General features: G+C 71.2%; 11 protein-coding genes and 1 pseudogene. 9 read left to right on the top strand and 3 right to left on the bottom strand.

Annotated elements, in window-relative coordinates:
* The first annotated feature begins 703 nt into the window (after nt 1–703).
* The 4 genes from BLV01_RS11555 (at nt 704) to BLV01_RS11540 (ending at nt 3,469) form a co-directional block, all read left to right on the top strand.
* Nucleotides 704–1,879: a phosphoglycerate kinase gene (locus BLV01_RS11555; RefSeq protein ID WP_091799103.1), complete on the top strand. Its 1,176-nt coding sequence runs from the start codon at nt 704–706 to the stop codon at nt 1,877–1,879.
* 3 nt (nt 1,880–1,882) lie between these two features.
* Nucleotides 1,883–2,533 (top strand): HAD hydrolase-like protein, encoded by a 651-nt coding sequence (locus BLV01_RS11550; protein ID WP_091799100.1) that lies wholly within the window; start codon nt 1,883–1,885, stop codon nt 2,531–2,533.
* A gap of 236 nt (nt 2,534–2,769) precedes the next feature.
* Nucleotides 2,770–3,000, top strand: coding sequence for a DUF6289 family protein (locus BLV01_RS11545; RefSeq protein ID WP_139178625.1), 231 nt, complete (start codon nt 2,770–2,772; stop codon nt 2,998–3,000).
* Nucleotides 3,001–3,244: 244 nt separating this feature from the next.
* The gene (locus BLV01_RS11540; protein WP_139178624.1) at nt 3,245–3,469 is read left to right on the top strand and encodes a DUF6289 family protein; all 225 of its coding nucleotides are present in this window, start codon (nt 3,245–3,247) and stop codon (nt 3,467–3,469) included.
* Nucleotides 3,470–3,695: 226 nt separating this feature from the next.
* On the opposite strand, the gene BLV01_RS11535 is transcribed toward BLV01_RS11540, so the two are convergent.
* Complete coding sequence (locus BLV01_RS11535; RefSeq protein ID WP_091799091.1) at nt 3,696–4,322, bottom strand: GNAT family N-acetyltransferase; 627 nt, start codon at nt 4,320–4,322, stop codon at nt 3,696–3,698.
* A gap of 194 nt (nt 4,323–4,516) precedes the next feature.
* Here BLV01_RS11535 and pyk point away from each other — a divergent pair, with 194 nt between their 5' ends.
* Nucleotides 4,517–5,983, top strand: a complete 1,467-nt coding sequence (gene pyk / locus BLV01_RS11530) for a pyruvate kinase (RefSeq protein WP_091799087.1) — start codon at nt 4,517–4,519, stop codon at nt 5,981–5,983.
* A gap of 103 nt (nt 5,984–6,086) precedes the next feature.
* The gene (locus tag BLV01_RS11525) at nt 6,087–7,043 is read left to right on the top strand and encodes a hypothetical protein (RefSeq protein WP_091799083.1); all 957 of its coding nucleotides are present in this window, start codon (nt 6,087–6,089) and stop codon (nt 7,041–7,043) included.
* 301 nt (nt 7,044–7,344) lie between these two features.
* Here BLV01_RS11525 and BLV01_RS11520 read toward each other — a convergent pair whose 3' ends face one another.
* On the bottom strand, nt 7,345–8,670 hold the full coding sequence (locus BLV01_RS11520) for a hypothetical protein (RefSeq protein ID WP_091799081.1): 1,326 nt from the start codon (nt 8,668–8,670) through the stop codon (nt 7,345–7,347).
* A 514-nt stretch (nt 8,671–9,184) separates the two neighbouring features.
* On the opposite strand from BLV01_RS11520, the gene BLV01_RS11515 reads away from it, so the two are divergent.
* The 3 genes and pseudogenes from BLV01_RS11515 to BLV01_RS27170 all read left to right on the top strand — a co-directional run.
* Nucleotides 9,185–10,195, top strand: a complete 1,011-nt coding sequence (locus BLV01_RS11515; protein WP_091799078.1) for a class I fructose-bisphosphate aldolase — start codon at nt 9,185–9,187, stop codon at nt 10,193–10,195.
* Nucleotides 10,196–10,408: 213 nt separating this feature from the next.
* Nucleotides 10,409–11,041, top strand: a complete 633-nt coding sequence (locus BLV01_RS11510; protein WP_091799075.1) for a LysE family translocator — start codon at nt 10,409–10,411, stop codon at nt 11,039–11,041.
* 327 nt (nt 11,042–11,368) lie between these two features.
* Nucleotides 11,369–11,461: pseudogene (locus tag BLV01_RS27170) on the top strand (ribosomal protein L7/L12); the annotation flags it as partial.
* Nucleotides 11,462–11,924: 463 nt separating this feature from the next.
* Here the strand turns inward: BLV01_RS27170 and cysK are convergent.
* Nucleotides 11,925–12,881, bottom strand: coding sequence for a cysteine synthase A (gene cysK / locus BLV01_RS11500; protein ID WP_091799070.1), 957 nt, complete (start codon nt 12,879–12,881; stop codon nt 11,925–11,927).
* Nucleotides 12,882–12,943: the final 62 nt, after the last annotated feature.

The raw sequence follows: 12,943 nt of genomic DNA, 5'->3' as shown, positions 1-12,943 counted from the left end.
CGCGACCGCGACAACGCAACTACGACGAAACTTTCGCGATCGCTGCGATGGCGCGGTCGCGGCTTGCGCCGCTCCTACAGGGGGGCGTGCCGCGGAAGGGTCAACCTTTGTCGCGGTGGCGAGTGAGGACAAGCGAAGATCCAAAGCTTCCGTCCGCAAGCGGCCGGGTCACTTTCTTTGTCCAAAGCAACAAAGAAAGTAACCAAAGAAAGTGCTTCTCCTGTTTCGAATCAAAAGCCATTAGGGCTCATCGTGGCGCGGGGCCGCGCCATAAGGGGCATCCTGCCCCATGGCGCGCGTGCGCATCCATGCGCACGCCCTCCGGGGCTGCGGGACGTGTGCCTTGCGTGGGGTTGCGTCCAAGCGAACAGCAACAGCAACGGCAAAATGGATTCCGGCTTTCGCCGGAATGACGATAGGAAAGTGGCGTCGGCGATGGCGCTGGCCCAGGCCCCTGTAGGAGCGGCGCAAGCCGCGACCGCGCCAGCACAGCGACGGCGAAAGCGCCTTGGCCGACGAAAGCCCGCAGCCGCCATCGCAATCACTGCCGCCGTCACAAGACTCGACCCAGCCTTCGAAGCCACCGCGTCCCGCCATTCAGCCCCACGGTTCCCTTCGCACCCCGCCCCCGCGACAATACCCACCCCAGCCGCGCCCCGAGCCGGCCGCGCATTCCCGTTCCCGCATCGCCCCAGGAGGCCCCGTGTCCATCGTCCGCATGACCGACCTAGATCTCGCCGGCAAGCGAGTGCTGATCCGCGAAGATCTCAACGTCCCCATCGACGAAGGACGCATCACGTCCGAACTGCGCATCCTCGCCGCGATCCCGACGCTGAAGCTGGCGCTGGAAAAGGGCGCGGCGGTGATGGTGACCTCGCACCTGGGCCGGCCCAAGGAAGGCCAGTGGAGCCAGGCCGATTCGCTGGCGCCGGTGGCGCAGCGCCTGTCGGAGCTGCTCGGCATCGACGTGCCGCTGGTCAAGGACTGGGTCGACGGCGTCGAGGTGCGGCCGGGCCAGTTGGTGCTGCTGGAGAATTGCCGCATGAACCTCGGCGAGGGCAAGGACGAGGAAGCGCTGGCGAAGAAATACGCCGCGCTGTGCGATGTGTTCGTCATGGACGCGTTCGGCACCGCGCACCGCGCGCAGGCCTCGACCCACGGCGCGATCCGTTTCGCCAAGACCGCCGCCGGCGGCCCGCTGCTGATGGCCGAGCTCGACGCGCTGGCCAAGGCGCTGGACAACCCGGCGCGGCCGCTGCTGGCGATCGTCGCCGGCTCCAAGGTCTCGACCAAGCTGGAACTGCTGGCCTCGCTGGTGTCCAAGGTCGACCAGCTCATCGTCGGCGGCGGCATCGCCAACACCTTCATCGCCGCGATGGGCCACGGCGTCGGCAAGTCGCTGGTCGAGAACGACCTGATCGACACCGCGAAGAAGATCATGGCCGACGCCCAGGCGCGCGGCGCCGACATCCCGGTGCCGACCGACGTCGTGGTCGCCCCGGCGTTCGCCGCCGATGCGCCGGCCACGGTCAAGGCGGTCGATGCGGTCGGCGCCGACGACATGATCCTCGACATCGGCCCGGACACCGCCGCGCGCTACGCCGAAATGATCGCCAAGGCCGGCACCGTGGTCTGGAACGGCCCGGTCGGGGTGTTCGAGTTCGACGCCTTCGGCAAGGGCACGCAAGCGCTGGCCCACGCGATCGCCGCGTCGAAAGCGTTCTCCATCGCCGGCGGCGGCGACACGCTGGCGGCGGTCGACAAGTACGGCATCGCCGACCAGGTCGGCTACATCTCCACCGGCGGCGGCGCGTTCCTGGAGTTCCTGGAAGGCAAGGAACTGCCGGCGGTGGCCGCGCTCAAGCAGCGCGCGGGCTGAGCGATGAGCGCACAACGACCGGTGTTGTTCTTCGACCTCGACGGCACCTTGATCGATTCCTCGGTCGGCATCACCCGCTCGATCGCCTATGCGCTGGACACCATGCGCCACCCGGTGCCCGACGAGCAGGCATTGCGCGGCTGGATCGGCCCGGCCCTGCGCACCAGCTTCCAGCCGCTGCTGCGCGACGAGGACAAGGTCGAGCAGGCGGTGGCGCTGTACCTGGAACGCTACGGCCGCGAAGGCTGGACCGAGCACAGCGTCTACGACGGCATCGCCGAACTGCTCGACGGATTGCGCGCGGCCGGCTACCGCATGGCCGTGGTCACCGCCAAGAACGAGAACAACGCGCGCAAGATCCTCGGCCACCTGCCGTTCGGCGCGCACTTCGAGGACATCGTCGGCTGCACCGACGACGGCCGCCTGACCCACAAGGTCGAGCTGATCGGCGAGGCGCTGGGCCGTTTCGGCCTGACCCCGGCGCAATGCGTGATGATCGGCGACCGGCGCATGGACATCGAAGGCGCGGCCCAGCACGGCATGGCCGGCGTCGGCGTGCTGTGGGGGTTCGGCAGCGAAGAGGAACTGCGCCAGGCCGGCGCGCAGCGCATCGCCGCGGCGCCAGCGCAGTTGCCGCAGTTGCTCGCCGCCTGAGCGCGGCGGCAGCGACGGCGAACGAAGCGGCCGCACTCGCGGCCGCTTTGGTTTTGCGCGGCGCGCGCGCATCGGCGCGCGTCGTGGGAGGCCGCGCGCCCGAACCGTCCGTCGCGGGGCTTGAGCATCACGGCGTTTTCGCGACTGCGATCACGCCGCGGTCGGGCGCGGCGCGCGTCGCACGCGTGCTAGCGTCCGCTCGCGGCCAAGGAGGCCGCCAACCGGAGTAACCAGCGATGAGCCGTAAGCTTCAAGCCGCCGCACTGGGACTGCTGGTCGCGTTGATGGCGACCAGCGCGGTATCGATCCCGCAGTATCCGCCGCTGGCGCCGGGCTACCAGCGCGATTTCTACGACGACCAGGGGCAATTGGTCGGGCGCTGGGTCAACGACTGCGACAACGAGCACTTCAGCCAGTGGGGCAGCAGGACCAACCGCTGGAAGGATTCGCCGACGGTCTGCCTGTAAGCGGTCCCGCGCGGAAGGGGCTGCGGCCGCGCCGCTTCGCGCGCGTCGTCGCGTCCGCGCGAAGCGGCGCGGCCGCAGCCCCTTCCGTTGTCTGCGCCGCGGCAACAAACGCCAAAAGCGAAGCCAATCACGCTTACGCAACGGCATGACATCCGACGTGACAGCCGCCCGCCCACCGCGCGGCCGCGCTCGGCTAGCGTGCTTGCGCGGCGAATGAGCGCCGCGAACTCGGGAGAGCAGGCACATGCGACGTATCGGATTCTTCTCCGCGGTCTTCGCCGTGGCGCTGGTGGGCGGCATGTCGTTCGCCGCGCTGGCCAACAGCTGGCAGGGCACCTGGATCTACTACAACGCCGAAGGCGCGCAGATCGGCCGCTGGACCGCCGGTTGCGGCGCCGCCGACGGCCGCTGGGGCGACACCGGCGGCAGCAACAAGCGCTTCATCCAGGGCTGCGCGGTCGAAAGCTGACCGTCGGCCCACGGGTCGTGGACGCCGCCGCCGCGACGAGGCGGCGTGCGTCCGCGGCCACGCCCGCGCCGCGATCGCCGCGCGGGCCGGTGTTTAGGGGAGGGGCCAGGAGCGGGTCGCCACGGGATCGGCTTGGTGGGAGGGGCTTCGGTCCCGCGGTTTTTCCAGGGCGTTTCGCGCCGCCTGGGCGGAGAGCGTCGGGACTGAAGTCCCTCCCACTGTCGGCTCAGCGCACCGCCGCGGCGGCCGCTTCGCGCCGCTGCCGCCAGTCGCTGGCCAGCAGGCCCAGCAACTCGCTGTCGGTGACCCGCTCGCCGACGAAGAAGCTCTCGCGCTGGCGGCCTTCGGTGAGGAAGCCGTGGCGGTGCAGCAGCGCGCGCGAAGCCTGGTTGTCGGGATCGATGCCGGCATCGATGCGGTGCAGGCCCACGGTATCGACCGCCCAGTCCAGCGCCAGCGCGGTCGCCTCGCGCGCCAGCCCGCGTCCCCAATGATCCGAATGCAACGCGTAGCCGATTTCGGCGCGGCGGTGCGCGGCATCGAAGCGGAACAGCGTGCAGGTGCCGATCAGCGCGTCGGTTTCGTCGGCGATCGCCCAGTTGAGCAAGGTGCGCGCCTGCCGGCCGGCGTGGATCTGTTCGATCAGTTCGCGCGCTTCGGCGATGTCCTGCATCGGCGGCCGGCTCCAGAACCGGGTCACCCGCGCATCGCCGAACAGCGCGAACAACGCCGCGGCGTCGTCCTCGCGCGGGCCGCGCAGGCGCACGCGCGAGCCTTGCAGCACGGGGAAGCCGTCGAGGGCGGCGAGGAAGTCGGCGATGGCCTGGCTGTGCGGCGAAAGAGGCAGGGGCATGGGGCGTCCGGAGGGCGATGCGGCCGCGTGCGGCGAGGCCGCGCGGCGTTGCGGTGCGGAAGAGTGACATGCGCCGCGGTATGCGCCGCGCGCAGTGCGATATACAGCGTTTGCGCGTGCCGGCCGCTGCGCCGCCGGGGCCGCGCAATGCAGCCAAGCTATGCTAGCGTGGCCGGCAGTCCAGAGAGTCTGCCATGTCCCACAGTCCGCGACGCACCAAGATCCTCGCCACGCTCGGCCCGGCCACCGATCCGCCGGGCGTACTCGACGCCCTGCTCAAGGCCGGCGTCGATGTGGTCCGCCTGAATTTTTCCCACGGCGATCCGTCCTCGCAGGTCGCGCGCGCCGAAGCGGTGCGCGAGGCGGCGCAGCGGGTCGGCGTGGAAGTGGGCATCCTCGCCGACCTGCCGGGACCGAAGATCCGCATCGAGCGTTTCGCCGAGGGCCGCGTGCTGCTCAAGGCCGGCGACCGTTTCGACCTGATCGCCAAGGAAAATCCGCCGCCGGGCAACCTGCGCGAGGTCGGCGTGAGCTACCTCGGCCTGCCCGGCGACGTCGCCCCCGGCGACGTGCTGCTGCTCGACGATGGCCTGCTGCAACTGCGCGTGGGCGCGGTCGAAGGCGAGCGCATCGTCACCACCGTGCTCAACGACGGCGCGCTGTCGGACCGCAAGGGCCTCAACAAGCTCGGCGGCGGCCTGTCGCTGGGCGCGCTGACCGAGCGCGACAAAGAGTTGATCGGCGTCGCCGCGCAGATCGGCGTGGACTTCATCGCGGTCTCGTTCTGCCGCAACGCCGCCGACATGAACGAGGCCCGCCGCATCGCCCGCGCCGCCGGTTGCGACGCGGCGCTGGTGTCGAAGATCGAGCGCGCCGAAGCGATCGAGAACCTGGCCGAGATCGTCGACGCCAGCGACGTGGTCATGGTCGCGCGCGGCGACCTCGGCGTGGAGATCGGCGACGCCGAACTGCCGGGCCTGCAGAAGAAGATCATCCGCGAATCGCTGGCGCGCAACCGGGTGGTGATCACCGCCACCCAGATGCTGCAGTCGATGGTCGACAACCCGATCCCGACCCGCGCCGAAGTGCTCGACGTCGCCAACGCGGTCATCGACGGCACCGACGCGGTGATGCTGTCGCAGGAATCGGCCGCCGGCCGCTATCCGGTCAAGGCGGTGGAAGCGATGTCGCGCATCTGCCTCGGCGCCGAGCGTCAGTTCGACCACGACACCGACTTCGAAGCCGCGCCGCGCAACCTGGAACGCGCCGACCAGGCCATCGCCATGGCGGCGATGTTCCTGTCCGAGCACATCGGCGTGCGCGCGATCGTGGCGATGACCGAATCCGGCGGCACCGTGCGCTTCCTCTCGCGCTTCCGCTCCAACGCGCCGATCTACGCGTTCTCGCGCCACGACGGCGCGCGCCGGCGCATGGCGTTGATGCGCGACGTCTATCCGATCGACTTCGACAGCCGCGGCATGGCCTCGCGCGACGCCGCGCGCAACGCGATCAAGCAACTGTTCGACGCGGGCATGCTCGAAGCCGGCGAACGGATGATCTTCACCAGCGGCGACACCATGGAACAGCACGGCGCGACCAACACCCTGCGCCTGCTGCAGGTGGGCGAGGGCGGCAGCGCCGAGGGACTGGGCGAGCTGTAAGCCGCGCGCCGGCGCGCCGTGCGCGCCGCCTCGTCGCGACGGCCGGCCTCGCCGGCCGCGTCGTCGTTTTCGTGTTTTCGCATCCCCCACAGGAGTCCCGAACATGAGACTGCGTATTTCCGGACAGGAACAGGAACAAGGCGGCCAGGAGCCGCAACAGGCGCAGGCTGCGCCGGAACAGGCCGGCCCGACCTACGACGTCGGGGCCTTGAACGAACACCTCGGCGACCGCCACGGGCGGCAGCAGCAACCGGCCGGCCCGGAGCAGGGGCCGGCGCTGGACTGGCAGCGCAACGGCCCGGGCCAGTGGGCCGAGCCCGGCGCGCAGGCGCCGCAGCCCGCGCAGGCCGATCTCACCCCCGAGCAGCGGATGCAGCGCTACCGCGAAGTGGTCCAGGGCGCGATGGACGCCTACCGGGGCGAGGTCGTCACCGAGCGCGAGAACGCCGCCTCGCGACGCGCGGCCCATCCCGAAGGGCCGCAGGTCAACGCCGAGCGCGAGCGCGAGCAGGAGCGGCACTGGTCGGGGATCGAGTCGGCCGCCAACCAACTCAACGCGCTGGTCAGGAACCCGATTCCGCCGGCGGCCGAGGCCCGTTTCAGGCCCACGATCGACGACCGCGTCGACAACATGGTGCAGCTGGCGGCCACGCCGCAGCGGCCCGACGTCGAGCGCATCCGCAACCAGGACGACGTGCGCAGGCGCGAGCCGCATCAGGAACTGGGCAAGGACGGCGACGGCCGCTATCACGTGACCGATCCGAACACGGGCCAGCGCTCCGCGGCCAACGGCGACTTCGTGTTCGTCATTCCGGTGTCGAACCCGTCGCAGGTATGGCTCGGCGAGCGCGCCAACGGCGGGCACACCGCCATTTCCCGCGGCGGCGACGTCTACTACGCGGGCGAAGTCTCGTTCCGCGACGGCCAGATCGCGAGCTGGACCAACGACAGCGGCCACTACCGGCCCAACGCCGACCTGCATCGCCAGCTCGGCAGCTCGTCGATCGCCACCCTCGAGGGCCTGCTGCCGCGCGACCGCTTCGTGCCGCGCACCGGCTGAGCGCGAGAGCCCCGGCGTTTTCGGCCGGGGCTTGCTTCGACAACGACGAGGCAGGTCGCGACCGCGACCCTGCAGAACGACGGAACCGTCAAGTTCCGTCGTTCTGCTTTCTGCGTTGCGCGCTTGCCTTGCCCGCGCCGTCGCGGTGGATGCCGCAATCCGTTATCCGTTTCGCTTCTTAGTCGATCCGGCGAGAGCGCAAGCAGGACCGAAACGGATTCCGGCGTTCGCCGGAACGACAAGGGGCAGGCGGGCGCGGGTGCGGCCCGCGCGCGCTGCGCAGCCCGCGCGGTTGCGGCGCTCAGACGCCGACGTAGCCGCCCTGGTAGGCCTTCTTCCACTGGCCGCCCTTGCGCGACCAGACCTGGTAATCCACGCCTTCGTACTGCCCGACCTGGAAGATCAGCTCCGGCACGCCGTCGCCGTCGAGGTCGAGGCGGTCGAAGAAACGCGGCGATTCGGTCGCGTCGCCGCCGTTGGTGCTGCCCTGGCTGCCGACCACGCGGTAGCCGCCCTTGCCGTCGTCTTCCAGGATCGCCGAGGCGGCGACGCTGGTCTCGCCCTGGTCCGGGCCGGGCGCGGGCAGGTTCCACACCACCGTGGCGATCGCCATCGGGCCGGCGCTGCCGGCCTCGAAGGTGTGCAGTTCCATGCCCAGGTCGCGCTCGTGGTCGGGCTTGGCCTTGAGCGCGCGCTCGATCTGCGCGCGCTCGACCTTCTGCTGGCGCAGGCCGGCGCGCAGCGCGTCCTCGGCGGCCTTGCGCGCGGCCGCGGGCGCGGCCGCGTCGGCGGCCGGCTTGGCCGAGGTGGCGGGGAAGTTGGTCGCCAGGCCGCGGGTCTGGTCGCTGCGCGCGGTGGCCGGCGCGATCCGCACGTGCGCCTCGCCGGTGACGTCGGACAGCGCTTCGTCGAGCACCTGGGCGACGCCGTCGGCGCCGCCGCGGCGGAAGAAGTACAGGCCGCGCAGCGGCGGGAAATAGCGGGTGCTGGCGTCGGCCTCCTGGAGGCGGCCGTCTTCACCGATGCGCGCGACCGGCGCGGCGTAGCCGCGCTCGACCACGAACAGCAGCTTGGGCTCGCCGCTCAGGCGCTCGGGCTTGGGCGAGAGCATGCGGTCGCGGAACTCGCCGGCCTTGCGCGCGCCTTCGGCGTCGCCGGCCTTGCTGAGGGTGTCGATCAACAGTTGGTGGCCCTGCGCCTGGTACGGCGCCAGCGCGACGATGCGCTCGGCCACGGTCTTGCGCTGGTCGGGCGCGGCCGCGGCGTAGTCGGCGTTGAGCGAGGCCAGGGTCGGCGGCTTGGCCTGCAACAGGTCGGCGCGGATCCAGCCGACCGAGGGCTGCGGCAGTTCCGAGGTGCCGCGCACCCAGCCGTCGCGCTCGCATTCCAGCGTCACCGCCGCGGCGATGGGAATGCGCGCGACCACGCCGCTGTCGGCGCGCGGCACCGGCCGCATGAAGGCGCCGGTGACGGCGACGTAGCGGGTGCCGGATTTGGGCGCGGCCTTGCAGGCGGCGACGGCGGCGGCGAATTCGTCGTCGGCGGGGCCGGCGTGGGCGAGTCCGGCGGCGGCGAGCGCGGCGGCGAGCAGGGCGGTCTGCGGCAGGGAGCGGGCGAACGACGGCATCGGTGCAATCCTTGGCGGCGAATCTTGGCTGCGCAGGCTAGGCGTTGCGGCGGGCGCGCGCAATCGTGACGTGCGGCGCGGTGGCGTTGCGCCACGCTTCGCTCGCGGCTCGCGGCTCCCCGCACGCCGCATGCCGCAAGCTGCAGACCGCAGACCGCAGACCGCAGACCGCACGCCGCACGCCGCACGCCGCAAGCCGCAAGCCGCAAGCCGCCCATGCGCGCCGCGCCCGGTTGCGCGGCCCTCGCCCATCGATGGCGCCGCCGGCCGCACGCCGCGGGCCGCGGCATCGTCGCGACCGGCCGGAGCGCCGGGCCACCGCTGCGGCGAGGCTTCGGCTGAATGGGCCGCCGCCGCGTACCGCGCCGCCGGTTGCTATCGATGACCTGCCGCGCTTGAAAACGGTTACCGCCGAAACTGGGTGCAAGTACCTGATTCGGAAGGCGCAGCGAGGGGCAAGGTTCACCGCCAGCGGCTATAATCGCGGGCTTCCCACCGCTGCCGCAGGATCTCCATGAGCATCGAACAGCTTGCCGAAACCGCCCAGGCCATGGTCGCCGCGGGCAAGGGCATCATCGCGATCGACGAGTCGACGACCACCATCGCCAAGCGTTTCGCCGGCGTGGGCATCGAGAACACCGAAGAGAATCGTCGCGCCTACCGCGAGCTGCTGCTGGGCACGCCGAAGCTCAACGAATACATCTCCGGCGCGATCCTGTTCGACGAAACCCTGCGCCAGTCGACCAAGGCCGGCGTGCCGTTCGCCAAGCACATGGCCGACCACGGCATCATCCCGGGCATCAAGGTCGACAAGGGCCCGCAGCCGCTGGCCGGCTTCCCGGGCGAGGTGGTCACCGAAGGCCTCGACGGCCTGCGCGCGCGCCTGGAGGAGTACTACAAGCTCGGCGCCCGCTTCGCCAAGTGGCGCGCGGTGATCAACATCAGCGACGACATCCCCTCGGGCACCTGCATCGAAGCCAACAGCCACGCGCTGGCGCGCTACGCCGCGCTGTGCCAGGAGCAGGGCCTGGTGCCGATGGTCGAGCCGGAAGTCATCATGGACGGCAGCCACGACATCGACACCTGCTTCGAAGTCACCGAAGTCACCCTGCGCTCGCTGTTCGGCGCGCTGTACGAGCACAGCGTGCTGCTGGAAGGCACCATCCTGAAGGCCTCGATGGTCCTGCCGGGCACCACCGCCGCCGAGCAGGCCAGCGTCGAGGACGTCGCCGCGGCGACCCTGCAGTGCCTGAAGTCGACCGTGCCGGCGACCCTGCCGGGCATCGTGTTCCTGTCCGGCGGCCAGTCCGACGAGGACGCCACCGCCCACCTCAACGCGATGAACCAGATGGGCCCGAACCCGTGGCCGCTGTCGTTCTCCTACGGCCGTGCGATGCAGTCGGCGGCGCTGAAGCTGTGGTCGCAGGACCTGGTGAACAACTACGCCCGCGCCCAGCAGACCGTGTACGAGCGCGCCAAGGCCAACGGCCTGGCCGCGCTGGGCCAGTGGAGGTCGGCGGCGTAAGCTGGCGCTTCGCCGACCCCGAAAACGCCGGCCTCGCGCCGGCGTTTTTCGTTCGTGCGATGGTCGCCGCGACGGTTGGCGTTTCCCGAAGCCGGCCGGCGCGCGGCGGTCGCACGACGGCGGTTTTCGTTCCGGCCCGATCCCTGCCGGCCACGCGCCGGCGACACCGTTCCTAGCTGCCTCGTTCGTTTCCACCCACTTCCGGACCCGCCCATGGAAACCCAGTGGCTCGCCTTCTGCGTCGCCGCGCTGATGCTCACGCTGATGCCCGGCCCCGACACCTTCCTGGTCATCGGCAATTCGCTCGCCGGCGGCGCGCGCCGCGGGTTGGCGGCGACGGCCGGGATCACCGCCGGCGGTCTGTTCCATGTCGCGCTGTTCGCGTTCGGCGTGACCCGACTGCTGATGTATTCCGAGCGCGCGTTCTGGACGGTCAAGATGCTCGGCGCGCTGTATCTGGCCTATCTCGGGGTCAAGGCGCTGCGCTCGGCGTTGCGGCCGCGCGCGCAGGCGGCGTTCGCGGCGGTGGCGGCCGAGCCCGGGTCCGGCCTGCGGCGCGCGTTCGCGCAGGGCGCGCTGACCAATGCGCTCAATCCCAAGATCGCGATGTTCTATCTCGCGTTCCTGCCGCAGTTCCTGGCGCCGGGCCCGCACATGGCGCGCGATTCGATGCTGATGATCGGCCTGCACTACGCCATCGGCGCGAGCTGGCTGACGATCCTGGCGGTGGCGTCGGCGCGCATGGCCGGGACGATGCGCAGCGCGCGCGTGGCGCGCGCGCTCGACGGCGCGATCGGCACGATGATGCTCGGCTTCAGCGCGCGGCTGGCGTGGGCCTCGCGTTGAGCGCGGCGGCGCTGGGGTGACGCGTCGCCCCAGCGGCCGTTAGGCTGGCCGCAACAATAGCCAAGGAATCCGGCGATGTCGGAGAGCAAGACGCCGTTCATGCCGCCGCAGGTAGCGACGCTGGTGCGCGGCAACCGCAAGATCGAAGCGATCAAGCTGGTGATCGACAGCAATCCGGGCCTGGGCCTGCGCGATGCGAAGAATGCGGTCGAGGCGTACGCGCTGCGATTGAGCCAGGGCTCGCCCGCGGAGGCGGAGGCGGGCGCGGCGGGCGGCGCCGATGCATCGCACCCGCCGACGCCGGCCGGCTTTCCCGATGCCGCGCGCGCGGCGATCCGCGGCGGCCAGAAGCTGGTCGCGATCAAGATCGTGCGCGAAGCCTATGGGCTCGGCCTGCGCGATGCGAAGGATCTGGTCGAGGACTACGCCGAACGCGGCGAGGCCGCGCTCGCGGGTCTGAAGGTGTCGGCCGGCGCGGCCGCGCTGGACCTGCCGGGCGAGGTGGTGGCGCTGCTGCTCGGCGGCGAACGCGCGCGCGCCGCGCAGTTGTTGCAGAGCCTGCGCGGCTATTCGGCGCAGGAGTCGTTGAACCGCGTCGCCGAGTACGAGGTCGCGCGCAAGACGCGCGGCGCGATCGCCGACAGCGGGCGCACCGTGGCTCCGGGCGATCGCGGCGGCGCGCTGTGGGTGGTGGGCGCGATCGCGCTTGCGCTGCTTGCGGTGTGGTTCTTGTGGTGATGGCGGCGGGTGGACGGCGCTCGCGCGGGTTGCGCCGTGGCTCGGTGGGCGCGGCCGCAGCTTGCGCAGCTCCTGCAGTCGGGTACGAACCCTTCGCAGCGGCTGTGGGAACTGCGGCCGCGACAACCCGGTTGCGACGGCCGTCTTATCCCAACGACGCCAGCCACTCCTCGTCGCTGCCCTCGTTGACGCCCTCGAACAAGAACGTGCTGAGGTAGCGCTCGCCGGTATCGGGCAGCATCGCCAGCACCACCGCGCCCGGCTCCGCGCCCTGCGCGACCTGCAACGCCGCCGCCATCGTCGCGCCGGCGGAGAGGCCGACGAAGATGCCTTCCTCGGCCGCGAGCCGGCGCGCGGTGTCGCGCGCGAGCACGTCGTCCACCGGCACGATCTCGTGCGCCGCCTCGCGGTCGAGCACGGCGGGGATGAAGTCCGGGGTCCAGCCCTGGATCTTGTGCGGCGCCCATTCCTTGCCCGACAGCAGCGCCGCGCCGGCCGGTTCGCTGGCGGTGACGCGCACCTCCGGCCGCGCCAGTTGCAGCATCTGCGCCACCCCGGTGAGGGTGCCGCCGGTGCCCCAGCCGGTCACGAAGTGGTCGAGCCGGCGGCCGGCGAAGTCCTGCAGGATCTCGGCCGCGGTGGTGTTGCGGTGGTAGGCCGGGTTGGCCGGGTTCTCGAACTGGCGGGCCAGGAACCAGCCGTGTTTTTCCGCCAGCTCGGCCGCGCGGCGGACCATGCCGCTGCCGCGTTCGGCGGCCGGGGTCAGGATCACCTTGGCGCCGTAGGCGCGCATCAGCTTGCGCCGCTCGATCGAGAAGGTTTCGGTCATCACCGCGACGAAGCGGTAGCCGCGCGCCGCGCACACCATCGCCAGGGCCACGCCGGTGTTGCCCGAGGTCGCCTCGACCACGGTGTCGCCGGGCTTGAGCAGGCCGCGCGCCTCGGCGTCGAGGACGATCGCCAGCGCCAGGCGGTCCTTGACCGAACCGCCGGGATTGAACGCCTCGACCTTGGCGTACACGGCGACATGGCTCGGCGCGATGCGGTGCAGGCGCACCACCGGGGTGCGGCCGATGGTCTGCAGGATGCTGTCGTAGATCATGGGGGCGGCTCCGTGGGGGAAGTCTGGAGTATGCCCCCGGCTGTGCGCGGCGGTCCGCCGCA

The organism is Lysobacter sp. yr284 (assembly GCF_900107375.1).
Classification (GTDB): domain Bacteria; phylum Pseudomonadota; class Gammaproteobacteria; order Xanthomonadales; family Xanthomonadaceae; genus Lysobacter.
Note: the sequence above shows the minus strand (reverse complement) of the source record. Positions and strands in the feature narration are given on the sequence as shown.

Excerpts from the sequence above, each read along its gene's own strand:
- BLV01_RS11550 (WP_091799100.1), top strand. The coding sequence starts at position 1,883 with ATGAGCGCACAACGACCGGTGTTGTTCTTCGACCTCGACGGCACCTTG.
- BLV01_RS11545 (WP_139178625.1), top strand. The coding sequence starts at position 2,770 with ATGAGCCGTAAGCTTCAAGCCGCCGCACTGGGACTGCTGGTCGCGTTG.
- BLV01_RS11540 (WP_139178624.1), top strand. The coding sequence starts at position 3,245 with ATGCGACGTATCGGATTCTTCTCCGCGGTCTTCGCCGTGGCGCTGGTG.
- BLV01_RS11535 (WP_091799091.1), bottom strand. The coding sequence starts at position 4,322 with ATGCCCCTGCCTCTTTCGCCGCACAGCCAGGCCATCGCCGACTTCCTC.
- pyk (WP_091799087.1), top strand. The coding sequence starts at position 4,517 with ATGTCCCACAGTCCGCGACGCACCAAGATCCTCGCCACGCTCGGCCCG.
- BLV01_RS11525 (WP_091799083.1), top strand. The coding sequence starts at position 6,087 with ATGAGACTGCGTATTTCCGGACAGGAACAGGAACAAGGCGGCCAGGAG.
- BLV01_RS11520 (WP_091799081.1), bottom strand. The coding sequence starts at position 8,670 with ATGCCGTCGTTCGCCCGCTCCCTGCCGCAGACCGCCCTGCTCGCCGCC.
- BLV01_RS11515 (WP_091799078.1), top strand. The coding sequence starts at position 9,185 with ATGAGCATCGAACAGCTTGCCGAAACCGCCCAGGCCATGGTCGCCGCG.
- BLV01_RS11510 (WP_091799075.1), top strand. The coding sequence starts at position 10,409 with ATGGAAACCCAGTGGCTCGCCTTCTGCGTCGCCGCGCTGATGCTCACG.
- cysK (WP_091799070.1), bottom strand. The coding sequence starts at position 12,881 with ATGATCTACGACAGCATCCTGCAGACCATCGGCCGCACCCCGGTGGTG.